Annotated in this window: 17 protein-coding genes and 1 other annotated feature; of the genes, 3 read left to right on the top strand and 14 right to left on the bottom strand. The window is 48.3% G+C overall.

The annotated features are described in order from the left end of the window. Positions 1-108: 108 nt before the first annotated feature. The gene (gene murB, locus K331_RS0101975) at positions 109-1,020 is read right to left on the bottom strand and encodes a UDP-N-acetylmuramate dehydrogenase (RefSeq protein WP_028588972.1); all 912 of its coding nucleotides are present in this window, start codon (positions 1,018-1,020) and stop codon (positions 109-111) included. Between the two features lie 164 nt (positions 1,021-1,184). Here murB and K331_RS0101970 point away from each other — a divergent pair, with 164 nt between their 5' ends. Then, positions 1,185-2,153: a bile acid:sodium symporter family protein gene (locus K331_RS0101970; RefSeq protein WP_028588971.1), complete on the top strand. Its 969-nt coding sequence runs from the start codon at positions 1,185-1,187 to the stop codon at positions 2,151-2,153. Positions 2,154-2,280: 127 nt separating this feature from the next. On the opposite strand, the gene K331_RS0101965 is transcribed toward K331_RS0101970, so the two are convergent. After that, positions 2,281-3,876 carry a family 10 glycosylhydrolase gene (locus tag K331_RS0101965; protein ID WP_404821462.1) on the bottom strand — a complete coding sequence of 532 codons (1,596 nt, stop codon included), beginning with the start codon at positions 3,874-3,876 and terminating at the stop codon, positions 2,281-2,283. Between the two features lie 314 nt (positions 3,877-4,190). Further along, positions 4,191-4,616: a transcriptional regulator MntR gene (mntR, locus tag K331_RS0101960; protein WP_018886406.1), complete on the bottom strand. Its 426-nt coding sequence runs from the start codon at positions 4,614-4,616 to the stop codon at positions 4,191-4,193. A 188-nt stretch (positions 4,617-4,804) separates the two neighbouring features. Between mntR and splB the strand changes: the two genes are divergently transcribed. Next, complete coding sequence (gene splB / locus K331_RS0101955) at positions 4,805-5,878, top strand: spore photoproduct lyase (RefSeq protein WP_028588969.1); 1,074 nt, start codon at positions 4,805-4,807, stop codon at positions 5,876-5,878. 225 nt (positions 5,879-6,103) lie between these two features. Here splB and K331_RS0101950 read toward each other — a convergent pair whose 3' ends face one another. The 10 genes from K331_RS0101950 to adhE form a co-directional block, all read right to left on the bottom strand. Then, the gene (locus K331_RS0101950) at positions 6,104-6,823 is read right to left on the bottom strand and encodes a cytochrome c biogenesis CcdA family protein (RefSeq protein WP_028588968.1); all 720 of its coding nucleotides are present in this window, start codon (positions 6,821-6,823) and stop codon (positions 6,104-6,106) included. Between the two features lie 20 nt (positions 6,824-6,843). Next, on the bottom strand, positions 6,844-7,647 hold the full coding sequence (locus tag K331_RS0101945; RefSeq protein ID WP_028588967.1) for a metal ABC transporter permease: 804 nt from the start codon (positions 7,645-7,647) through the stop codon (positions 6,844-6,846). A 39-nt stretch (positions 7,648-7,686) separates the two neighbouring features. Beyond that, complete coding sequence (locus K331_RS0101940) at positions 7,687-8,436, bottom strand: metal ABC transporter ATP-binding protein (RefSeq protein ID WP_028588966.1); 750 nt, start codon at positions 8,434-8,436, stop codon at positions 7,687-7,689. Positions 8,437-8,470: 34 nt separating this feature from the next. Further along, positions 8,471-9,649, bottom strand: coding sequence for a metal ABC transporter solute-binding protein, Zn/Mn family (locus tag K331_RS0101935; protein WP_028588965.1), 1,179 nt, complete (start codon positions 9,647-9,649; stop codon positions 8,471-8,473). Positions 9,650-9,980: 331 nt separating this feature from the next. Beyond that, the gene (gene metG, locus K331_RS0101930) at positions 9,981-12,005 is read right to left on the bottom strand and encodes a methionine--tRNA ligase (RefSeq protein ID WP_028588964.1); all 2,025 of its coding nucleotides are present in this window, start codon (positions 12,003-12,005) and stop codon (positions 9,981-9,983) included. Between the two features lie 91 nt (positions 12,006-12,096). After that, positions 12,097-12,343, bottom strand: a binding site (T-box leader). A 79-nt stretch (positions 12,344-12,422) separates the two neighbouring features. Continuing rightward, positions 12,423-12,680 carry a membrane protein insertion efficiency factor YidD gene (yidD, locus tag K331_RS0101925; RefSeq protein ID WP_028588963.1) on the bottom strand — a complete coding sequence of 86 codons (258 nt, stop codon included), beginning with the start codon at positions 12,678-12,680 and terminating at the stop codon, positions 12,423-12,425. A gap of 443 nt (positions 12,681-13,123) precedes the next feature. After that, positions 13,124-15,325 (bottom strand): copper amine oxidase N-terminal domain-containing protein, encoded by a 2,202-nt coding sequence (locus K331_RS0101920; protein ID WP_028588962.1) that lies wholly within the window; start codon positions 15,323-15,325, stop codon positions 13,124-13,126. Positions 15,326-15,698: 373 nt separating this feature from the next. Next, the gene (gene pflA / locus K331_RS0101915) at positions 15,699-16,454 is read right to left on the bottom strand and encodes a pyruvate formate-lyase-activating protein (protein ID WP_025680599.1); all 756 of its coding nucleotides are present in this window, start codon (positions 16,452-16,454) and stop codon (positions 15,699-15,701) included. A 48-nt stretch (positions 16,455-16,502) separates the two neighbouring features. Beyond that, a complete protein-coding gene (gene pflB / locus K331_RS0101910; protein ID WP_028588961.1) occupies positions 16,503-18,764 on the bottom strand; it encodes a formate C-acetyltransferase in 2,262 nt (753 codons plus the stop codon). A gap of 313 nt (positions 18,765-19,077) precedes the next feature. Beyond that, the gene (gene adhE, locus K331_RS0101905; RefSeq protein ID WP_028588960.1) at positions 19,078-21,693 is read right to left on the bottom strand and encodes a bifunctional acetaldehyde-CoA/alcohol dehydrogenase; all 2,616 of its coding nucleotides are present in this window, start codon (positions 21,691-21,693) and stop codon (positions 19,078-19,080) included. A gap of 271 nt (positions 21,694-21,964) precedes the next feature. Between adhE and K331_RS0101900 the strand changes: the two genes are divergently transcribed. Continuing rightward, entirely contained in the window at positions 21,965-22,681 is a 717-nt protein-coding gene (locus K331_RS0101900) for a Crp/Fnr family transcriptional regulator (protein WP_028588959.1), read from the top strand. A 57-nt stretch (positions 22,682-22,738) separates the two neighbouring features. Here the strand turns inward: K331_RS0101900 and K331_RS0101895 are convergent, their stop codons facing one another. Then, positions 22,739-24,559, bottom strand: a complete 1,821-nt coding sequence (locus K331_RS0101895) for an ABC transporter substrate-binding protein (RefSeq protein ID WP_028588958.1) — start codon at positions 24,557-24,559, stop codon at positions 22,739-22,741. Positions 24,560-24,650: the final 91 nt, after the last annotated feature.

Here is a 24,650-nt window from a genome sequence, read left to right as displayed (position 1 = left end):
TGACAAGCGGCTAAAAAGTCAAGAAAAAAGAAGGAACCGCCATACGACGAATCGTATAGCGGCTCTGAATCTTGCCACTGCAAGCAGCTGCAGAAGCAGCTATGGGCTCTATTCCCCGATGATAATTACCTCGGTCTCCAGCTCAACCTGGAATTTCTCACGGACACGCTGCTGTACCAGTGCGATCAGATCAATATAATCTTGGGCAGTAGCATGGTCCACGTTCACAATGAAGCCTGAATGCTTCGTAGACACCTCTGCACCACCAATTCGGGTTCCCTGAAGATCACAATCCTGAATCAGCTTACCTGCAAAATATCCTGGCGGACGCTTGAACACACTTCCGCATGACGGGTATTCCAACGGCTGCTTCGATTCTCTCGCCAGAGTTAGTTCCTCCATCTTGGCACGAATGAGCGCCGGGTCCCCCGGAGTCAACTGAAATGTCACGTCGACAATAATGTCTGTTGTCTGCATGAACCTGCTATGACGATAAGCCAGCTCCATTTCATCCTTGCTCATCACCACGATCTCACCTTGTTCAGTCACGATGGTGGCACGAATGACTACGTCTGTCATCTCTCCTCCGTAAGCACCAGCATTCATGTACAGAGCCCCACCGGTAGAGCCGGGGATACCACAGGCAAATTCCAGTCCCGTCAAGCTTGCTCGTAGCGCGGCCCGCGAGACATCAATAATAGAGGATCCTGCCTGTGCCTTCATAATGCCCTCATGGATATCAATTCCATTCAAATGCTGAAGAGACATGGTCACACCACGAATGCCGCCGTCTCTGACAATCATATTGGAGCCATAGCCAAGGATCGTCAGCGGAATATCATGTGCCTTCGTCCGCTGAACAATGGTTGCGACCTCCTCCACCGCGGTGGGAAACATCAGCAGATCCGCTGCACCGCCTAGACGGGTATATGTATGCTTCGAGATAGGCTCTGCGTATTTTGTGTGTGCCTCAGGAAAATCACTAAATATTTTTTTGCATAATTCTTGATAGGAATTCATCATTTCAACCACCTTGTTAAGTTCGCATGGAACATTATATCATACGCCGCATTCTCATCCTATGCACAAAGTAATACATTTGAACGTTTGCCAAAAAAACAAATTCCTGACTGCTTCAAAGATGTATAATAGAAAATCATATGGGAAAAGGGATGTCTAATTTTATGCTACAGGTTCTGAACCAACGATTGAATCGTATTATGCCCCTTATTACACCAGCCAGCATTTTGATTGGTGTGCTATGTGGAAGTATGCTTTCGCCTTATACGTTTTTATCTCCATGGCTGTTTGCATTCATGACCTTTGCAGGCAGCATCAGTCTGAGCTTTCGTGATTTAGTAGGCGTTCTGCGGAAGCCGCTACCTCTAATTGTATGTCTGTTCATTTTGCATCTTGCCATGCCGTTGGTCGCCTTGGGGCTAGGTCATCTCGTATATCCGACAGATGCCTATACCATTACCGGAATGGTGCTAGCCGCTGTGATACCAACCGGGATTTCCAGCTTTATCTGGGTGTCGATCTATCGTGGCAATATTGCACTTACACTTAGCATCATTCTGATCGACACGTTGCTTGCTCCGTTTATCGTTCCAGGCATTATGTCATTATTGCTAGGCACGAGTATCCAACTGGATTCTGCGGCTATGATGGGCAGTCTGTTCTGGATGATTGTCGTTCCTTCTCTGGTCGGAATGATGTTAAACGAATGGACCAAGGGTGCTATTGCACCGATTTGGGGACCTAGGCTGAACCCTTTCTCCAAGCTGTTCATGGCTGTTGTTGTTGCCATTAATGGCTCGGTGGTTGCACCCTATCTCACGAATATTGACTGGCCGCTCATCGGCATGGCCCTCGTCATTATTTTACTGGCAGCCATAGGCTACTTATTATGCTACTTGAGCTCTCGCTTGCTGAGATGGAATGAAGCCGATCAGGTAGCTCTCATGTTCAACGGGGGAATGCGGAATATTAGCGCAGGCGCTGTACTCGCTGTTACGTTCTTCCCTCCTCCAGTTGCCGTCCCGGTTGTGCTGGGAATGGTCTTTCAGCAAATGATGGCTTCCTTGATTGGCTACTTGCTTGGTCGCCGTACAGAGCTGCGACAGGCTGCCAACAAAGCCACCGTAGCATAGGTGAACACAGCCGAAGCAATGCATTATAAGTGAACATCGTTATGGAACAACTGAGCTTCAGCCTCTCAGCAAAAACAGCAGCGAGGACCCAAGCATGTCGGGTGTCGCTGCTGTTTTTGCTGTCATTTTACTGATAATAGGATTTGAGAAGCTCACTCAGACCGAGTGGATTTTTGCGTAAATGCTGGGCACTGAAGAAAATGTCCCCCTTAACCTCAGGGTAGCTCTCATTCCATGCTAACTGATCAATAATTTGCTGAGCTGTCTGCCAGCCCTTCTCAGGCGTACCTAATTTGTACGGGGCATGACCTATATACAGCTTGACCTTCGTTCCCTTCACTTCCCCAGCCCACCAGGATACCAACGTATCATAAGGTGCAGCCGCGAAGCCAATACTCCAATAGACCTGTGGAACGACATAATCAATGTATTCCTGCTTGATCCAGGTACGTACATCTGCAAAGGTCGTATCGTATGCGGTTACGCCTGCCTTTGTGTTCGAGCCTGTGATATCTACCGATTTATTCCGCCATACACCAAATGGGCTAATCCCGAATTCAACCTTCGGCTTGCTGGCATGGATAGATGCACCTAGCTCTTTAACGAACACATTGATATTGTTCCGACGCCAGTCACCCTTATTCGAGAAGACGCCATTTGACTCCTTATATGTCGCATCATCATTAAAGCTCCCGCTGTATGGATAGAAATAGTCATCCAGATGCACACCGTCAATATCATAATTGTTGACGACCTCCATGATCGCATCAATAATGTGCTGACGTGCTTGCGGTATTCCTGGGTTAATGTACAGCTGGCTACCTGTATTCACGATCCAGTTCGGGTGCTCGTTCACCACATGATTGCTAGCGAGTCCCGTCTTGGCACTGGTCGTATTGGCCCGGAACGGGTTGAACCACGCATGGAACTCCATCCCTCTGGCGTGTGTCTCTTCAATCATGAAGGCTAATGGATCATAGCCAGGGTCTTTCCCCTGTGTATTGGTCAAGTACCTACTCCAGGGAACTAGCTTGGAGGTATAGATCGCATCACCGCTTGCCCGTACCTGAACAAATACCGCATTGATGCCCATGGCTTGCAGATCATCCAGTAGCGCTGTGAATTCCTGACGCTGCTTCTGCGCACTATTCTTGGCTGATGCCGATGGCCAGTCGCCATTGACAGTCGCTACCCAGGCTCCCCTCATGGAGGAAGAGGCTTGTACAGAAGGTGTTGGACGTGAGCTGCCAGAATCCGTAGATGGATTAGCCGTATTTCCCGGCAAAGAAGGAGCTATGCTTCCTTGACCTGACCCGGATTGCAGTGTAATCCATCTGGTCGAAGCATTCCAATCCACCTGTAGACCAAGCGTTTCCCCAATGAAGCGTAGCGGTACCATCACTCGTCCATTTCTAGTCTGCACAGCTGAATCCAGCGCAACGGGGCTACCATTCACCAGGGCAGATCGATCTCCCCTGCTCATCATGAGCTGAGTGCCGTTCCCCGTAATGATTACTGTCTCCGTAGCTTGTTGCCAGTCTACTGAGGCACCCAGTCCGTTACTTATGACTCTAAGAGGAACCATCGTTACATTATTGCTTGTTATGTACGGCGCCACATCGCTATCAAGCGTCTGTCCATCAAGTGCCAGTCGGATATCTTGAGCTGCCGCCGATATTGTCGTCTGTGCGAATATGCTGGATAGCATGACTACGCAAATCATCCAAGTCTTGAACCATTTCTTGTACATCTCTGACCTCCGAAACATTCTATTCAGTTCTACAGCCAACAAGAGTTGTCTATAAAGGATAGACGTTCCAAAGGATACGTTGGTTGCGGTCCTCCGCAAAATAAAAAAAACGTCTAACGACGTACTTTCACAGAAGACAGACCGCGCTTGGATGAAGTTTCTTGTAATGATAGAATTGTTTCAGCTCCGCTGAAAACTAATAAATTTTATCATCTAAAAAAACGTCTTCAGACGTCAAGAAAAGGCAAGCAGACTCATATTCCGTTGCAATAGCTTATGAATCCTCATCAAGATTCCTTGGCAAGCTCCTCCTGAATATGACGAAGATCCTTAATTCGGCTATCGTCCTGACGGAAATACTCCACAAGCGTCTCAATACAAGTGATGGAGTTCCAGCTTAAGTGATGCTCAATTCCTTCGACGTCCCTATATATATGCTCCTCATCTACACCAATCAGTTCCAAAAATTCTTCTAGTAAATGATGGCGATCCACCAGGCGCTTGCCGACCTTCTTGCCCTTGGGAGTCAGAATCAAGCCTCTGTATTTCTCATATATCAAATATTCATCCTTATCCAGCTTCTGGATCATCTTCGTTACCGATGAAGGGTGTACTTCAAGACCTTCGGCAATATCCGAGACCCTTGCGTACCCTTTCTCATCAATCAACTTGTAAATTCGCTCCAGATAATCTTCCATGCTTGGTGTTGGCATTTTCTTTCCCTCTTTTCAGCGTTGTGCTGCTGTTACATTGCTTAAACCATGATACATGTTCTCAACACTCATTGGCAAGTCCTGTCACCCTTCGCTCACATGTATTGCCACGTTTGATCCCGCTAAATCAGCACATCCTAAGGATGTCATCCTAACATTCTGCATGGTCAAAAAAGGAGGGGAAACCGATCGGAGCAACCCTAAGCGAGGCTCGTCCAGCTCGAACGTTACAGCTCACCAAGCCGTTTATTCCCGATCTAGTTTATTTTGAGCCAGATGCCCTGAATTATCCCAAGGGACAGCATATTATGAACTGGGTTCAGGAACAAAATATTCCTTATCAGATGACAACCTCTCATAACCGAATTACCAACCTGCCGGGCGAAACGGATCAGGAAAAGTACCGTATGGCCAAAAGAACGCTGGTTGTGGGCCTCCGCAAGACATTAACCTTTGACCAGTCAAAGCCATCGGCAGAATATGCCATTCCGATCTCCACAGGTTGTATGGGGCATTGCCATTATTGCTATTTACAGACAACCCTAGGTGCCAAGCCTTATGTCAGAGTGTATGTCAATACCGACGATATCCTAAAGTCCGCCAAGCGATATATTGAGGAAAGAGCACCTGAGATCACACGCTTCGAAGCAGCTTGTACATCGGATCCTGTAGGTCTGGAGCATATTACTGGCTCTCTGGGGGATCTGATTCAATTCATGGCCAAGGAAGAATTCGGTCGTCTTCGGTTCGTAACCAAATACCATCATGTAGAGCCGTTGCTGGGTCTGCAGCATAATGGACACACACGCATTCGTTTTAGCGTCAACTCGGACTACGTAATCAAGCAATTTGAGCCGGGAACCTCACGCTTTCATGAACGCATTGAGGCCGCAGGCAAAGTAGCTGCAGCAGGCTATCCATTAGGCTTCATTATAGCCCCTATTATCTGGTATGACGGATGGGAGCAAGGCTATGCAGAGTTGCTGGAGCGCCTGGCGGATACATTGCCTCCTGAAGCCGAGCGGGATCTGACCTTCGAGATGATCCAGCACCGGTTTACGAAGACCGCAAAGACCGTCATTGAGCAAAGATATCCCAAGACCAAGCTCGAAATGGATATCGAGAAACGAAAGAAAAAATGGGGACGCTGGGGACAAAATAAATACGTATACCTGGATGAACAGCAGCAGGCCCTGCGAGAGTTCATTACGGAACGAATATTTGAGCATTTTCCGAAGGCAAACATTGATTATTTCACATGACACTTGATTATTTCACAGGTCATAGATATTTATTCTCTAATTTTCAAAGAACAAAAAGAGGGTGTTCCGATTCTTCATTCGGGCACCCTGCTGTCTACTCAACCTTTATATATCGTTGTTCACTTAGATTATACATACGTAGTAGTTGTTTGCTGTAGAGTCCGCACTCATAGGAACTTAATATTTGTAGCCTCATATAACAACTTGATCATCGTTTGTCTCAGGCTACAGCCGCAGCCAATTGGGGGTCACGCGCTGGAGCAGAATACTAAGGTCTGCCCAGTGGTCTGTAAGAAGCAAGAGTCCTGTTAGCACAAGCATCCCTCCGCCCAGCTTCATCAACCATGCCCCATATCGTCCCGATAGCCGTGGGCCTGAGCCCGCATATGCAGCGAGAATTACAAAAGGGATGGCGAACCCTGCCACGTAACAGGTCATTAGCCAGAACCATTGCTGATGCTCTACAGCAGCCAGAGCAATAATCGCAGCCAGCATCGGACCGATGCATGGTGTCCACCCTGCCGCAAAGCCGATCCCGACCAAAAGTGAGCCCACATACCCTACTGGCTTGATTCGTAGAGGCACCCGATAATCCCTCATGAATAGATGAACCCGAAGCACATTCATAGCGACCAGTCCCATCAGAATCATACAGATCGCAGATATCAAGCGAAGCATATCGCGGTACTGCCCGAACCAGTAGCTGAACAGACTTGCACTTGCGCCTAGCGAATAAAATACAGCCGAGAAGCCCAGGATAAATGCCACCGCATGAGTTAGCATCCTTACACGTCGCTCCTCCATGGCAAGCGAATTCTGCCCCCTATCCCCAGCTGGAATACCTGATATATAGGATAAATAGGCCGGGATAAGTGGTAAGCAGCATGGAGACAGCGCAGAGACGAGTCCAGCCGTAAAAGCAATGCCCCAATGAATATCCGGCATATACCTCCCCCTTCTCGGGACTAGGTCGTGAATCCTTTCTTACCTGCCATCACAGTAATCAGCATGGCAATCAACATCAACACAATGGTTGCTCCAGGAGCCAGATTCCATATACCTGCAATCAATAGCCCTACTACAACAGCAATCTCGGCGAAAATGACGGACAGGACTACCGATGCCTTAAAGCTGCGGGCAATAAGAAGACTGATTGCCACAGGCACCGTCAGCAACGCCGATACCAGCAATGCCCCTACAATCTTGATTGCTGTACTAATGACAAGTGCAGTCATTACGGTAATTAGCAAATTCAGTATCTTGACCGGAAGACCACTAACAGCCGCTGCATCCTCTTCGAAGCTCAGGAGGAACAGCTCCTTACGAAGCAGGAAGACGACAGTTACCACAATGACTGTAACAGCCCCGACCACATAGACATCGCTCGTATTCAGCGTGTAAATGCTACCGAACAGATAGCTCATGACATCCGTGTTATAGCCCATCCCCAAAGTGAAGAACAGCGAGGCTAGAGCCACACCGCCTGACATAATGATCGCTATCGACAGCTCTGCATACGTCTTATAGGCCTTGCGGAGCTTCTCAATGGCGAAGGCCGCCAGCACCGCGAAGATAAGTCCCATGATTAATGGGAACTTGTCTAGCAGAAATCCTAGCGCTACACCAGCAATCGTGACGTGCGCCAGCGTATCCCCGATCATGGATAATCTGCGCAGAACAAGAAATAGACCGATCAGCGGGGCTGTGATGCCGATGAGAAGCCCTCCGATCAATGCTCTTTGAAAAAAATCACTCCATAAAATGTCCACTGCAACGACTCCTCTAATAAATGAACCGGATCTGGTAGGTCAAATCAGCGAGTGCTGCAAATCAGTCTCCCTGCAATCCAGTGCTTCATGTGAATGTTTGACATAGAATCCAATTTTGCCATTTCTGGCTGCAGGCTGATCCCCAAGGTACCCCTGCATACGCTCCATATCATGCGATACCATCAGGAAGGTCATTTCATGGTGGGCATGCATATGCTTGATTAGTTCAAAAAAATCATCCTGCGTCTCCGCATCAATCCCTACGGTCGGCTCATCCAGAATAAGCAGCTCAGGTCTGTTAATCAGAGCCCGGGCAAGAAACACACGCTGCTGTTGACCGCCAGATAGCTGACCTATACGCTTGTTCGCCAGATCCTGAACACGCATCGTCTCCAGTGCATCATCACACTGGCGCTGCTGCTTGCTGCCCACACGCCGAAACATGCTCTTGTTGTTGTACAGTCCAGAGAGCACCACTTCACGGACCGTTGCAGGGAACAAGGGATTAAAAGCGTTCTTCTGCGGCACATAGCCGATGCGCTCCCAATCCTTGAACTTCTGGACAGACTCGCCAAAGAGTCGAATCTCCCCTTGAGTCACGGGCAGCAAGCCTACGATCATGCGCAGCAGTGTTGTTTTCCCCGCACCATTCGAGCCGATGATACCTACAAAATCACGCTCACGCACTCCATAACTGAGCCCGGAAATGACCTGCTGGTCCCGATAAGAAAAGGATACGTCCTTTAGCTGCAAAATATGATCGTGACAATCTAATGCGCTATAAGCCATGACAACTCCTCCATCTTGATTCCGCTTTTCGCTTTTATTGTAATGCAGTGACCAGATTATTCAAGTTGTTCTGCATAAGAGTAAAATAATTATCACCATTCGCCGCTTGCTCTTTGGTCAATCCTTCCACAGGATTCAGCACCATTGTCTCTACACCAGCTTCACTCGCCAAGGTCTGGGCAAGACGATCCGAGACCAGCTCCTCGAAGAAAATATACTTGATGCCTTCGTCCTTGACCAACTGTGCCAGGCGTACAAGATCCTGTCCACGCGGCTCCGCCTCTGGTGACAGTCCCATGATCGAATGCTGTACCAGGCCATAATCACGGCAGAGATAGCCGAACGCCTGATGAGACACGACAATCTCATGCTTTGGCAATGAGGATAGCTTCTGCTCAAATTCTACATCCAGCGCTACCAGCTTTTCCTTCAAGCCCTCGTAACGTTGCTCATACTCTACTTTATGCTCTGGATCAGCTGCAATCAGTTCGTTTTTGATATTCTCGGCCATGATCAGGGCAGATTTGGGACTTACCCACGTATGAGGGTCCACATAATGCGTTCCATCATGCTCATGTGCTTCCTGCTCAGAACTACTTGCTGTAGCTTCGGACGTCTCGTGGGCATCATGCTCATGCCCATGCTCATCCTCATGCGCTTCACTTGCAGACTGCGGATCTGCAGCTTGTCCAGCAGCCCCGTGATCATGTCCATCATCTTCATCGGTATGGATGAGTTCAATGCCTCGACTCACTTCCACGGCCTTGACCTGGGAGCTCTTGTCGATGCCTTGCAGGAAATTAGGCACCCAGCCTTCAAGCCCTGCACCATTATACAGGAACAACTGTGCCTTGGAAGTATTCATAATGTCTTGACTCTTCGGAGTCCAGTCATGCGGCTCGACGCCTGTAGGGAGCAGATTGATTACATTTGTGTCCTCTCCGCCGATTTCCTTCGCAAATTCATAGATCGGATAGAAGCTAGTGACTACATTTAGCTTTCCCTCCTGAATAGCACCTTGAGTCTGGCTGCCACAACCAGCGATCACGAGGAATGAAAGTGCTGCTAGCGCAACCCAAGCTACTCTATATGCTGCAGCCTTGCGGCGCCAAAGCTTCAGTATGCCACCTTTGTTATGTGATTTCCGATGTTTCTGTAGTTTCTGTTCTTTCAACTGTTGCCGTTGTTGCTGTACTTGTATTTCGTTATTCATGAACGCTCTCCCGCCTAAATCGTAATGGTTACTATTCGGATTATAGAAAACCACTCCGTCGCTGTCAACCTGTAATCCTTGATACCACCATATCAAGCGATCAATAATCTGCAGCGCAACCCAGTCTCACGGCCAGTCAATGCGAGTAAGGAGCGCATTGAGTATCGTTCTCTAGAGTATATCTCTTTTGATTATAGAGCTGTTTTGAGTAGGGAGCCTGCCATTCAAGGAGTATGCGCCTCTGCTCTAAGTCACAATCAAAGTAAGACCGACAAGGAATTATGGTTCCCTGCCGGTCTTATATGTGAATATATGCTTGATGCTACTTGATTTACTTGACGATCGCACCATTCGGCATCGACTCTGGTACCGTCGCAAGGGTCAGCTGATCTCCGTGAGAAGCAGCGAGAATCATCCCCTGAGATAGCTCTCCGCGCAGCTTCACAGGCTTCAGATTAGTTACACAGATAACCTTCCGTCCGACCATATCCTCCGGTGTGTAGAACTTCGCAATGCCTGAGACAACCTGACGCTGCTCATACCCGAGGTCCAACTGCAGCTTCAACAGCTTATCAGCCTTCTTCACTGGCTCACACGCGATAACCTGAGCTACACGCAGCTCCACCTTTCCGAAATCCTCAATGCCGATCTCTTCCTTCACCTCTGGAGCTTCGACAGCAGCAGCGCCTGCCGCTGAATCCGTCTTGGCTGGTGTCGTATCTGCAGCAGTTGCCACGGCGCCGCCACTCATTGCCTCCACGATATAAGCTACCTCCTCTGTGGCGTCCAGACGCGGGAAGATTGGATCACCCTTATGCAATTGCGTTCCTTCTGGAATCTGACCGAAGGTCTTGCCACTGTCCCAAGCCGTCAGCTCACCTTCTGTAATGCCAAGCTGCTCCCAGATCTTGCGTGGGGCCCGGGTCAGGAATGGCTGCAGCAGAATGGAGGCAATTCGCAGGCTCTCGACCAGATGAAGCATAACCGAAGCAAGCTCTCTGCGCTTGCTCTCATCCTTGGCAAGAGTCCATGGCTGTGTCTCATCAATATATTTGTTGCTGCGACTGATGAATTGGCCGATCGCCGTCAATGCGACGGAGAATTCCATATTCTCAAGCGCTTCCTCCACCTTCTGATAAGTTACGACCGACAGGTCCTCCAGCGCCTGATCAAAAGGAGTCACCTGCGGCTCATAAGCCGGAACGCGTCCTTCGAAGTATTTATCGACCATGGCTACTGTCCGATTCAACAGATTACCCAGGTCATTGGCCAAGTCCGAATTTACACGCTCTACGAAGCTTTCTGGTGTGAATGTGCCATCCGCTCCAAAAGGAACCTCACGCAGCAGATAGTAACGAAGTGAATCCAGACCATAGCGGTTGATCAAGGTCACAGGATCAACTACGTTGCCCTTGGACTTGGACATCTTGCCATCCTTCATCAGCAGCCAGCCGTGAGCGAACACCTTCTTCGGCAGTGGCAGATCCAGTGCCATCAGCATGATCGGCCAATAGATCGTATGGAAGCGCACAATCTCCTTACCTACAATGTGCACGTTAGCTGGCCAGAACTTATCATAGAGCTCTGTATTCGAGGAGCCATATCCCAGTGCAGTGATATAGTTGGACAAGGCATCAATCCATACGTAGACTACGTGCTTCGGATCATTCTTGACCTTCACGCCCCAGTCAAAGGTCGTCCGGGATACCGCCAGATCCTCCAGTCCAGGCTTGATGAAGTTGTTAATCATTTCTTTCTTGCGTGACTCCGGTTGGATGAATCCTGGGTTGTCTTCATAGAATTGCAGTAGTCGATCTGCATACTTACTCATCCGGAAAAAGTAACATTCCTCTTTCACCAGCTCCACAGGATGACCGCTATCCGGGCTCTTCCCGCCAATGACATTTCCGGCATCATCCTTTACGACATCAACTAGCTGTGTCTCCGTGTAATAGGTCTCATCCGGAATGCTGTACCAGCCCTCATATTCACCCTTATAGATATCTCCCTGCTGTAGCAGTCGGTCAAAGATATCCTGAACTACCTTCTTGTGACGCTCCTCGGTGGTCCGGATGAAATCATCATTAGAGATGTCCAGTGTACGCCACAGCTCCTGAATTCCTGCTACGATGCCATCTACGAACTGCTGCGGCGTCTTGCCAGCAGCCTCAGCCTTCTGTTCAATCTTCTGTCCGTGCTCATCTGTACCCGTCAAATATCGCACGTCATAGCCACGCAGTCTCTTATAGCGGGCCATTGCGTCACCAGCCACCGTTGTATACGCATGACCAATATGCAGCTTGTCACTTGGGTAATAGATTGGGGTTGTAATATAAAATGTCTTGTTATCCGCCATTTCAATTCCTCCTGGCATAATATTTGCGCTTCATGCAGAGCAATCAGCTAGGTTCCATGCTTATGGGCCACAAAAAAGACCCCCGCCCATTATAAGGGACGAGAGTCATCTCACGTGTTACCACCCAAATTCCCCGCTGCTTCACAGCCAGCAGGCTCCATCGGTTATTCAACCGTCCATTAACGCTGGATCACGCCAACCTCTTACCTCAGCTTTGCTGAAGCTCGAAAGCGGTTCCTCCGGGACCATATTCAGGAATCTAACCAGACCGGTTCGCAGCTAATTCCGGCTCTCTGTGCTGGCAGGGTTCTCCTTACTCATCCGTTCACAGGATTATGTTATGCATCTTGTTAACCATCATTCACCATTCTATACCAAAATATAACGAAAATCCTATCATCATGTCAAGGATAACGATCATGTATCTGACAGTTCCTGTTGTCCAGCCATTATCTCTACCCGAGGGGGAACAGGATCAAATCCACCTGGATGAAATGGATGGCACTTCCCAATGCGTTTTAGAGCCAGCCAGCTCCCTTTGGCAGGGCCATGCACCTCTACCGCTTCAAGCGCATAGGCAGAGCAGGTTGGATAGAAGCGGCAGGTCGGTGGCTTGAGTGGGGATATCGCTTTTCTATAAAAGTGAATCGGAGCCTGAACCAATCTGCGGCCCATATTATGCCTCTTAGCAGACGGGCTGGCACTCATAGGATTAGCATCCTGTGGATGCGAAGTAGCGCGTTCCTGATACGAATCGAGCTTATGACCTTCTCCTGCGGAGCGTGCGCTGTTCACCCTATTCCCTCCATCTGTTGTCTTTATTTCACCTATCATTCTCTCCATTATAGCACGAACAGCTACTCTGCAAGAAATGGACAACGAATAGCAAAGGAAGGTACATAGTGAATGTGTGCTCAAGCGCTATGTAACTCTACTATAGCGTCTTTTTAAAGTGCCATTTTTGAAACGTCCTCCAAGGTATAACTCAAAAAAACAGCCCCTTCTGAGATCCACCGACATTACGCCGATGGACCCACATCGAGAGCTGCTTCCTCATTAGGGTTGACTTTTAACGGTAAAGTTATTCCAATCGGACAGCCTCATCGGCTCAAATCCTACTAGTGCTTGCGCTCAGGCAAAGGCATAATCAAGAGATTGACAGGCAGATTGCTGCCTGCTGCCGCTGTAAAGTAAATCTCAACGGCCTCTTCAATCACACCCGTCCGATACAGCACAGTATTCTCGTGCGGCGCCTCGACAGCTCCGTTCGTAGGCAATCCGGTGATCTGATTGTTCACCATGGCGAACCCGGAATATTGTCCACCACGCGGATTGAACGTGATTAGAGAGTATGGAGCTACTCGATCGAGCTTGATTTTGTATACTACACCAAAGTTACCGGCATTGGACGTAGATGATCCATCCATACCATCATAACCGCTCAGATTCGGGTCCAGATTGTTATCGCCGATGGCGATACGCTGCTCGGTAGTACCCACTACATCTGTGTACTCATAAGTGCGATCTGCATTCATGTAGGTACCACGGTTATGAATTCCATCCTTCGCCAGCATCGGCAAATAATTCAGAGCTTCAATCGGATCAGCAGACTCCTCTACTACAACTACTCTGTACTGGATCGGTTGATCCGTGTAGAGGTCAGACAGCAAGGAGATAACTTGGTCCGGCTTGATCGGCAATGCATTCAGATCCTGCAGGATGATGTGGCTCTCACCTGGATTCAGCACCAGACTGGAGCGTTTGTTGCCTGTCTGCATGGATTCGAAGTATTTTCGGATGGACACCTTTCCTGCCGCTGTAGCGAACGGGCTTGGTCCTGCAAAGCCAGAATTCTCGATATTCATGTAAGCTGGTACGATGTTGTTATTCGTCGCAATCACATACATTTTGACATTGCGGCCTGTCTCGTTCACATGATGCACCAGAATACGCTGGCTGCCTACTCCTACCTCTTGATATACAATACCATCCTGGAACACACGCTCTGGGCTATTCGCACGAATCAGCATCCGTGGCTGCGATGTAGAGGTCAATGGAACTGAATTCATCATAGGAACTTCACTACCGTTGAAGGTATATTTGTCGCCATAAGGCGTGAAGAATTTGTTGAAGTCATCTTCGTTATACAGTTCTTCATCTGTAATCCTAATCGAGGTCTCATAAGTACCCGTAAGACCATGCTTATCCGTAACCGTCAAAGTGATGGTAACCTCACCCGGCTCGAAGAAAGCCAGCTTGTTGTTCTTCCATTCACGCTTGGTAATGGCGTTCTCATCATCCGTACTGAGGTCAGTGATGGTAATTTTCTCCCCCATCTTATATTCCTTCTTGTCGGTGGTGAACATGGCTACAGGCGGCTGATTCGGTGGCTTGACCGTGATGGTCACAGAGTAAGGCTCACTCCATTGACCAGCTGCATCCTGCACAGCATATGTAACGACGTAAGTTCCTGGCTCCTGAAATACGTCTTGACGTCCTTCCCAGCGCTCATTGATAATCGCATAACCTCGCGGAGAGGAGGATTGTGTTGTATAAGCCACTTGTGTCTGCTCAGCATAAATCTCCGAAGGCGTAACCTTGAAGGATGCCGTAGGAAGTGCAATTAGGTTCAACGTAACGGTCTTGTTCACAGCATCAACCGTATACGGAATATTCAATGCTTGTGTAATCGAGGTCAGAGGAACCATAAAGACATTATCCTGTTGGAAAGAAGGACCCTTCATCGTCTTTTGAACTCCATTAACCGTGTATACATTGCTATCTGTCTTGAAGCGAAGCTCGTCACTGCCTTGGCGAATGACGGTTTCTTTCGTTGCTGCATCATAATAGAATTGCAGACCGACGCGGTCTACCAACGAGCGGATAGCCACATAGGATACTCCGTCCTTGACCATCATTGGCTTGGTAGCCGTATATTCAATGCCATCCTGCACGATGCGAGCGCTATTCATATAAAGAATCAAGTTCTGCGGTGCGCCAACGGTTCCGGTCGTTCCTGGAGTGTACACTTGATCCGTAACATCGGTACCAGGTACAGAGGTCTGATTATCAGTATCTACAGGTGGAGTGACAGGAGTCGTAGCATCTGTCTGCTCTACAGCATCTACTGCGGAATCTGCAGGCTGTTCTGCCTGATCTTCATTGGTATTCTGATTATCACTTGTTACAGAGTCGCTGATATCAGCAGTCTGCTCGAGACTGGATTCGGTGACTTGTGCTTCTTGCGCTCCCGCCGGGAGTACCGCAGCTACCTGCGCTAACACCAGAACTGTGAGCATCGTCCATTTCTTGAGATTCATTATTTGTCTCCTTCTAATTGCAGTTTCTAGTCTTTCCCGTAAAAAGTCATACTATTAGACGCCCCGTTGTTCGAAAAGTTGCTCCGCTATCATACAAAATTAGTTAAAGAACACAATTTTAATTACTTGAGTTCACATAACTCAACATTTGTAACACTAGTGTAAAATGAATAAGAGCTCAACAAAACAGATTTTGCCGTCTATAAAGTCTGAGATCACAAGAAAAAACGCCGTAAACCCTACTACGGCGCTTGTTACACATTCATGATATACATATGGATATATACGAAATTGTTAAGGTGAAGACAGCGGATTCCTAAGTGTTGATTTACATATATAATCGTTACTTAGATCAAAATTACATATATCAAAGTTACATATAAGATGAAGCGATTTGTGCAGAAGTCTCAGCTCTGCCCTCCTCAATCAGGCGATAAGCACGCTGTACTTCCTCTTCTGTAGGTGATGGGACACCTTCGAGTGGATATTCCTTACCAAGCATCTCCCATTTATACACACCCATTTGGTGATACGGCAGAATCTCGAATTTCTCAACACCTTGCAGGGTTCCGATGAAGCGCCCCAGATTGCGGAGATCGTCTTCATCATCATGAATACCTGGTACGAATACGTGTCTGATCCACATCTTACGTCCTTGATCCGATAGCCAGCGCGCGGTCTCCAGCATGCGCTCGTTCGATTTTCCCGTCAGCTTAATGTGCTTCTCATTGTCGATATGCTTGAGATCAAGCATCACCAGGTCCGTCACTTCGAGCAGTTCATGAATTCGATCCGCATCATTGAAGCCGTTGGTATCCAGTGTGGTATGCAGATTCCAGCGTTCCTTCACAGCTCTGAACAGCTCTGCGACGAATTTGGCCTGCAGGGTCGGTTCCCCACCCGAGACGGTGAGACCACCGCCAGACGAGCGATAGTAGCTCAGGTAAGGCTCAATCTCGGCCAGGACCTCCTCCAGTTCCATTGGGTTTCCTTCATTCAGTGCCCACGTATCCGGGTTGTGACAATATTGGCATTTCAGCAAGCATCCCTGCATGAAGAGCACGAAGCGGATGCCGGGACCGTCTACGGTCCCGAAGGTTTCTAGTGAGTGAATGTGTCCTTTTAACATGTTGCATCTCCCTTTCTGCATCCGCTTCTGCTTCAGTTCATGTAGGTGTTACATCGATCCGTGGAATGTACGGTTGATCACGTCAAGCTGCTGTTCGCGAGTCAGCTTGATGAAGTTCACCGCGTAGCCCGATACACGAATCGTCAGCTGCGGATAATTTTCCGGATGCTCCATAGCATCCATGAGTTGTTCACGGGCAAATACGTTGACATTCAGGTGATGCGCATTGCTTCCAAAGTAACCGTCCATCATAGATACCAGGTTGTTCTTGCGGATTTCCTCTTCCTTGCCCAGTGCTTTTGGCACGATGGAGAAGGTATTGGAGATACCGTCCAGGCTGTGCTCATATGGCAGCTTCGCTACAGAGCTCAGGGATGCCAACGCACCTTTCTTGTCACGACCATGCATTGGGTTCGCACCAGGTGCGAATGGTTCACCTGCTTTACGACCATCAGGTGTAGTACCAGTCTTCTTGCCATATACCACGTTGGAGGTAATGGTCAATACCGATTGGGTAGGTAATGCATTACGGTATGCTTTATGCTTGCGGATCATGCTCATGAAGGATTCAACAAGCTCTACTGCAATGCTGTCGACGCGATCGTCGTTGTTACCATAGCAAGGGAACTCGCCTTCAATCTCGAAGTCCACTGCGATGCCTTTTTCGTTGCGAATCGGTTTTACTTTAGCAAATTTGATAGCGCTCAGGGAGTCAGCGGCTACCGACAGACCTGCGATACCACATGCCATCGTACGTAGAATATCACGGTCATGCAGCGCCATCTCAATGCGCTCGTAGCTATACTTGTCATGCATGTAGTGAATGACGTTCAATGTATTCATGTACAGTTTGGCCAGCCATTCCATCATTGGCTTGAAGCGTTTCATAACCTCTTGGTAGTCCAGCACTTCGCCAGTGATTGCAGGGAATTCAGGACCTACCTGTGCACCGGATTTCTCATCCACACCGCCATTGATTGCATACAGCAGGGCTTTGGCCAGGTTAGCACGAGCTCCGAAGAATTGCATTTGCTTACCGATCTTCATAGCGGATACGCAACAAGCGATACCGTAGTCATCACCGTAGATCGGACGCATCAGATCATCATTTTCGTATTGGATGGAGCTAGTCTCGATGGATACTTTAGCACAGTATTTCTTAAAGGCTTCAGGCAGCTTCTCGGACCACAGTACAGTCAGGTTCGGCTCAGGTGCAGGTCCCAGGTTGTACAGGGTGTGCAAGAAGCGGAAGCTGTTCTTCGTTACACGAGTCTCACCAGTGACGGACATGCCGCCGATGGATTCAGTTACCCATGTTGGGTCACCACTGAACAACTCGTTATAGTCAGGTGTACGCAGGAATTTCACGATACGCAGCTTCATGACGAAATGGTCAACCAGCTCTTGCGCTTGTTCCTCCGTCAGTACACCTTCTGCCAGGTCACGCTGAGTGTAGATATCCAAGAAAGAGGATACGCGTCCCAGTGACATTGCTGCACCGTTCTGCTCCTTGATGGCAGCCAGGTAACCGAAGTACACCCATTGGAAAGCTTCCTTGGCGTTCAGGGCTGGCTTGGAGATATCCAGACCATGCTCTGCTGCCATTTGTTTCAGTTCATTCAGGGCACGAATTTGCTCGGAGATTTCTTCACGCAGACGGATAACATCCTCTTCCATCGCGTCAACTTCAAGGCTCTTCAATTGTCCTTTTTTGTCTTGAACCAGGAAGTCTGTTCCATACAGTGCTACCCGGCGATAGTCACCGATAATTCGGCCACGACCGTAAGCATCTGGAAGCCCTGTAATGATCCCGGCTTTACGTGCTGCTCTCATTTCATCTGTATAGGCATCAAATACACCCTGATTATGAGTCTTGCGGATATGGGTGAATATGTCAACAATGTTTTGCGGCACTTCAAATCCATAGGCTTTACATGCATCGATCATCATCCGAATGCCGCCAAATGGTTGCAGGGAACGCTTGAATGGTGCGTCTGTCTGTACACCGACGATTTGTTCCTTAGCTTGATCAATGTATCCTGGTCTGTGGGAAGTAATGGTAGATGGTGTGTTCACATCCACATCCAGCACGCCGCCGTTAGCCAGTTCCTTCTTCGTCAGATCGGAGATAATCTCCCACAAAGCTGTAGTATTCGATGTTGGTCCCACCAGGAACTTCTCATCTTCATGATATGGTGTAATGTTCTGTTCGATAAAGTCATTTACATTGACTTCTCTGGACCATTTACCATTTTTGAAACCGCGCCATCCCGATTGTTGCTCTTGTAATGTTTTCTCAATCACCGACATGTGAATCCCTCCGTTTAGTTGTCTGTTATGACTTCGGGCTTTGAAGGTGTAATACCCGTTGTCAACGATCCCGCCTTCATGTGCCTGTTTTCACATTCCTAGAGATGTGAATACATGGTTCAATCAGCAACCTTAGTGTGTTCGGTGGGATCTGTCTTACAACTTCATTGTAGATTAATGATACAGTTGAGTATGTGACAAAAATCACAAATATTAAAAATTCCTCCCTTTGCTTACGCAACAAGCTCAGCTCCCCTTCACAGGAGAGCTGAGCCATATGGGAATGGCTGTATATAACAGCATTACCCTTGTATTATTTATTGAAACGTCCGTAGAAGGCATTCCGGTATACATCCGCCAATTCCGATACAAGCGGAAGCTTTGGATTCGCTGTTGTACATTGGTCCTCAAATGCACGATCAGCCAGATAATCCACACGGGATTCGAAGTCCTTGGCATCGAAGCCAAGCTGCTGGAACGACTCCTCGATTCCAAGCGTCTTGTTCAATTTGCGGATGGCATCAATCAAGCTGTCTACGCCTTCCTCTGTCGTGCGTGCAGGCAGCCCCAGAATGCGAGCGATCTCTGCATAACGCTCGTCAGCTACGAAGCTCGAATATTTCGGAAAGGAAGCGAACTTGGTCGGCTTCTTCGCGTTGTAGCGGATGACGTGCGGCATCAGGATTGCGTTGGTACGTCCATGCGCAGTGTGATATTGACCGCCCCATTTGTGCGCCAAGCTATGGTTAATACCCAGGAAAGCATTGGCGAACGCCATACCTGCCAGCGTGGAAGCATTGTGCATCTTCTCTCTAGCGAGCTTGTCGCCAGTCAGAGCGGATTGCTCCAGGTATTGGAACACCAGTTGGATCGCCTTGATCGCCAGACCATCGGTATAGTCGCTTGCCATGACAGACACATAAGCTTCAATCGCATGTGTCAGAACGTCCATACCTGTATCAGCAACAGCCGTCTTCGGCAGGGAGTATACGAATACCGGATCTATGATCGCTACATCTGGAGTCAGCTCATAGTCTGCGAGCGGATACTTGGTGTTGCCCTGCTCCTTGTCAGTGATGACCGCGAACGATGTTACCTCCGAGCCTGTTCCCGATGTTGTAGGGATCGCTACGAACTTGGCTTTTTGGCCCAGACGCGGATATTTGTAGATCCGTTTGCGGATATCCATGAATTTTTGCTTCAGGTTATGGAAATCAGTATCTGGATATTCATAGAATAGCCACATGCCCTTCGCAGCGTCCATTGGCGAACCACCACCGAGTGCGATGATACAGTCAGGCTGGAAGCGATTCATCATATCTGTTCCACGCTTCACAGTCGTTGTCGATGGATCTGGCTCCACTTCAGAGAATACTTCGATAGCTACAGGCGTCTGACGCTGGCGCAGATAATGCGTCACTCTATCTACATAGCCGAGTTTGACCATCATAGGGTCAGTTACGATCGCTACCCGTGTGATGTCAGGCATTTTAGCCAGATATTGCGTCGAATTTTTCTCGAAATAGATTTTGTCAGGAATCTTGAACCATTGCATATTCACGGTACGTTTAGCCACCCTTTTCACATTGATCAGATTGACAGCCGATACGTTCGACGAGGTCGAGTTCCGTCCGTAGGAGCCGCAGCCCAGAGTCAGGGATGGTAGATTCGTGTTGTAAATGTCGCCGATCGCACCATGCGTGGAAGGCGAGTTAACGATGATCCGGCCCGTCTGCAGGCGGTTCGCGAACTTCTGAATGACTTCATCATTGTTCGAGTGGATCGCCGAGGAGTGTCCCATGCCTCCGAATTCAACAACTTGAGCAGCGCGTTCGATGCCTTGCTCTGCACTCTTGACACGGTAGCAAGCCAGTACAGGGCTTAATTTCTCAGCGGATAGAGGAAATTTGGTGCCTACGCCTTCCAGCTCCGCTACGAGAATCTTGGTTCCCTCTGGAACAGTGATGCCGCACAGCTCTGCGATTTTCATAGCCGATTGACCTACGATCGCAGGGTTCACTGCACATTTCTCCACGTTCATAGCTCCGCCAGTGAGCTTCGCAGCTTCTTCTTTATTTACGAAATAGCAGCCGTTCGCTATCATTAATTGTTTTACTTGATCATAGACGGGTTCTTCGATAATGACAGCCTGCTCGGAAGCACAGATCATACCGTTGTCAAAGGACTTCGACAGAATCAGATCAGTTACGGCCTGCTTGATATCTGCTGTCTTCTCAATAAAGCAAGGTACGTTACCTGGCCCTACGCCAAGTGCTGGCTTACCGCAGCTATATGCTGCCTTAACCATCCCGGAGCCACCGGTTGCCAGTATCAGTGCAACGTCAGGGTGATTCATGAGGGAGTTCGTTTTGTCCATGGACGGTGCTTCAATCCATTGGATGCAATCTGCAGGAGCTCCGTGCTTCACTGCTGCTTCAAGCAGGATGCGGGCTGCTTCCTTACTACATTCCTGAGCGGATGGATGGAAGCCAAAGATAATCGGGTTCCGTGTCTTTATTGAGATGAGCGCCTTGAACATGGTTGTGGATGTCGGATTCGTGACTGGCGTAATTCCCATGATTATACCGACTGGCTCAGCAATTTTCTGGAAGCTATCAAAATCGTTATCTTCAATGACACCTACTGTCTTGTCATACTTGATATTGTGATAGATATATTCTGTAGCGAACATGTTCTTCGTGATCTTGTCTTCATAGACCCCGCGGCCAGTCTCTTCCACAGCCAGCTTAGCCAAATACATGTGCTTATCCAGTCCTGCAAGGGCCATTGCCTGAATGATCTTGTCGATCTGCTCCTGATCCATTTCCATGAATGCTTGCTGTGCCTTATTCGCACGATCAATCAGTTTTTGGATGTACTGCTCTGCAGTTGGTTCTGCTGCCTTCGTGACTTCATTTTTTACAGCCATGTTCCTCATCCTCCATGTTTATAGTAGTTGCTCTCTCTTCTACGCACTGATCGTAACACAGGAAGTTATCTTATTATGTGATTTTTTTCACAATCTAATTCAATTTTGATCTTTTTTTAGTGAAATGGTTCACAAAGTTTGAAAATTCGCCACTTTTCACGCCAGTTCTTCCCACCCAAGTTGAACTAAAGGGTATATAATTAATTTGAAATACTGAACTTGCAGATACATGATTTTAATTCTGCATTTCATTACAAAGGGGAAATGGAACATGAGCAACCCTAACTTACAGACACTGAACAAAGGCAATACTGGATGTATATCGGATGTGAATATGACTCGACTGCTGTCCGTGATGAAAGATCGAACAGTTCCTGAGGGCTCTCATTTATTCTGGGAGGGCGATACCTCAGATAAATTGTTCTATATTAAACGAGGACGTGTGAAGATCACGAAGACTACCGATGAAGGCAAAGAGCTGATACTGTACATGCATCAGGATGGGGACCTGATCGGTCAGGCTGACCCGTTCTTTGGCACCAAACATACCTTCTCCGCCGAAGTGCTGGAGGATAGTGAGGTAGGTGTACTGGATCATACCGATTTGGAGCTATTAATCTGCCAGCACTGTGATTTTGCTATTGATTTCATGAAATGGATGGGCTCCCATCACCGCATCACTCAGACCAAATTTCGTGATCTCATGCTCTACGGTAAGCCAGGAGCCCTGTGCTCAACTTTAATCCGTCTTTATAACACATATGGTGAGCCTCATGGCGATCATATCATTATTAATAAGAAGATTACCCATACGGACTTATCCAATATGATTGGGGCTACGCGGGAAAGCGTGAACCGGATGCTGAGCGATCTGCGCAAGAAAGATGCCGTGGAATACGAAGGTGGCATGATTGTGATCAAGGACCTGGAGCATCTTCAGGGCATCTGCCACTGTGAGCTCTGCCCGAAGGAGATCTGCCGAATCTGATTAGTCTCATGCTATGATTATGGATACTTACACTCGTATACGCTAAATCCCTTGACCTTAGATCCTTTCTGGCGATTTGATCCATAGCTTGGAGAAATCCAGGTAACCGAAATTCGTAGTATTCAAGCCCTGCAGCCCTTGATAATAAAGGGCTTTTTTGCTTAGGTGGCAGCCGTACAGCAGCCAGTTATGCTCCTGAATATGCTCTTCCACCTGATACAGCAGGTCATGCCGCTGGGTCTCGGAATATTGTGAGTAGCCCTCCAGTATCTTCTCGATCATCTGAATACGTGCATCGTCCAATAAGTGATGCATAGAATTGTATTGGGTCTTGAAAAAATTGATCAGTCCCCATTCCCAGTCCTCCTCTAGCATTTCTTCAGCCAATACGAGGTCAGCCTGACCCAGCAGAAATGCGAAATCTATAGTCTCGAAGGGAAGCAGTGTCAGGCAAATACCGATCTGTTCACAGCGCTGGCGCAGCCACTCGGCCTCCTCAATGGATTCTTTCTCCAGCATTTTATAAGCCAGACGAAGCTCTTCCCCCGCATAACCACTTTCCTGAAGCAGCCTTCTGGCATCCTCCAGCCTATTGGGCCTGCCATTTTCCGAATTCATAGCGAGACTCCTCCACGGCAGGAAGCTGAAGGCTGGAGACAAGCGGCTCCCCCCTAATTCCTGCATTTGCAGTGCAGGGTCATACATACAGCGAATGGCCTCACGAACGCTTGCTCTATGCTGGGGCCCCTCTCTCCTGAAGTTGAACACCAGATACCTGCACCCACCCGATTGGTATTCAAAAGAAAGCTCGCTTGACTGCTTCATCTCCGCCAAACTTCCAGTTCCATCGTGCGTCATATCACGGTCTACCAGCTGGTATCTCCGATCCTGGACAGCTACATCCGGCAGGAACCAGATGTTAACCTCATCAAGCAGCGGTCTGTACCCGAAATAGGAATCGTAGGCGGTGAGCCTGAGTGCCGTGTTCGTAAGACTCGTAATGCAAAAGGGTCCTGTTCCAATCAAGCTTACCCGGGGGTCCGAGCCCAGAGGCAATATGCTCATCGTGAAGCTTGCAGCACAATGCAAAAGCATTCGATTGGGCGAGGCAAAGATCAGACTCAGGCAATGGCTCCCATGAATCTCCACACGTTCAAGCTGTTCTAACTGCCAGGTTCCAGAGCCATAGCTCCCTTGCAATCTTTCCACGGTATACTTTACGTCTTCAGCGGTGAAGGTTTTACCGTTATGAAACTGGACTCCCTTGCGCAAATAAAAGGTCCAGCGCGTATAATCCTCATTATGCTCCCAGAGATGAGCGAGCTTGGGCTGGAAACGCATGCTATCCGCATCATAACTGATCAGCGTACTGCATACTTGCTCCAGCAAATAGGCTTCGAAAGCTGTATAAACTAATGCCGGGTCCAATTGTTCCAATCTTCGATATCGAGACATCTGGAGTACATCGGTTCCACCTGCTGCGGTCATTTGATGGGTCATACCCATCTCGGCATGGAAAGCAAGCCATAGTTGCTCTCTACGACCATCATCCAGCTCAGATCTGCCTATCAGATCAATCGCCGCCTTAATATTTCCCTGCTTGAGCTTGGTGTGAAATGCATCAGTAATGACCTCATTGGGGGTGCGAAGGAGCTGAAGACGCGATATATGTCCCCTTCCACGCCCTGGTGTCCAGTGAATGTAACGCATATCCTCTAAGCGGCGAAGGATGATCTTCACGTTGCGAGACGAACAATTCAATAATTCGCTGAGCTGTTCAATCGTGACAGGTATGGCTGGATGGGGATGCTCATCTGACAGCATGGGTCCCCCCAGTGTGTGTGCCAATTTGATAAAATGTGCCTCGTAAGGATCCATCTGTCCACCCTTTCGCCAGGAATAAAAGGTGAAATGATTAATATCATGTTTACACTTTTATTGCCCTCTTTTCTCGTTACAATTATATACA

It is taken from the genome of Paenibacillus massiliensis subsp. panacisoli DSM 21345 (assembly GCF_000426545.1).
Classification (GTDB): domain Bacteria; phylum Bacillota; class Bacilli; order Paenibacillales; family Paenibacillaceae; genus Paenibacillus; species Paenibacillus panacisoli.
This window is presented reverse-complemented; position numbering and strand designations above follow the sequence as displayed.

Coding starts and splice junctions, on each gene's coding strand:
- K331_RS0101970 (WP_028588971.1), top strand. CDS start 1,185: ATGCTACAGGTTCTGAACCAACGATTGAATCGTATTATGCCCCTTATT.
- metG (WP_028588964.1), bottom strand. CDS start 12,005: ATGGCGGATAACAAGACATTTTATATTACAACCCCAATCTATTACCCA.
- K331_RS0101940 (WP_028588966.1), bottom strand. CDS start 8,436: ATGGCTTATAGCGCATTAGATTGTCACGATCATATTTTGCAGCTAAAG.
- K331_RS0101935 (WP_028588965.1), bottom strand. CDS start 9,649: ATGAATAACGAAATACAAGTACAGCAACAACGGCAACAGTTGAAAGAA.
- K331_RS0101965 (WP_404821462.1), bottom strand. CDS start 3,876: ATGATTTGCGTAGTCATGCTATCCAGCATATTCGCACAGACGACAATA.
- pflA (WP_025680599.1), bottom strand. CDS start 16,454: ATGTTAAAAGGACACATTCACTCACTAGAAACCTTCGGGACCGTAGAC.
- K331_RS0101920 (WP_028588962.1), bottom strand. CDS start 15,325: ATGAATCTCAAGAAATGGACGATGCTCACAGTTCTGGTGTTAGCGCAG.
- K331_RS0101900 (WP_028588959.1), top strand. CDS start 21,965: ATGAGCAACCCTAACTTACAGACACTGAACAAAGGCAATACTGGATGT.
- yidD (WP_028588963.1), bottom strand. CDS start 12,680: ATGGGCCGCAGATTGGTTCAGGCTCCGATTCACTTTTATAGAAAAGCG.
- K331_RS0101895 (WP_028588958.1), bottom strand. CDS start 24,559: ATGGATCCTTACGAGGCACATTTTATCAAATTGGCACACACACTGGGG.
- K331_RS0101950 (WP_028588968.1), bottom strand. CDS start 6,823: ATGCCGGATATTCATTGGGGCATTGCTTTTACGGCTGGACTCGTCTCT.
- pflB (WP_028588961.1), bottom strand. CDS start 18,764: ATGTCGGTGATTGAGAAAACATTACAAGAGCAACAATCGGGATGGCGC.
- adhE (WP_028588960.1), bottom strand. CDS start 21,693: ATGGCTGTAAAAAATGAAGTCACGAAGGCAGCAGAACCAACTGCAGAG.
- murB (WP_028588972.1), bottom strand. CDS start 1,020: ATGAATTCCTATCAAGAATTATGCAAAAAAATATTTAGTGATTTTCCT.
- mntR (WP_018886406.1), bottom strand. CDS start 4,616: ATGCCAACACCAAGCATGGAAGATTATCTGGAGCGAATTTACAAGTTG.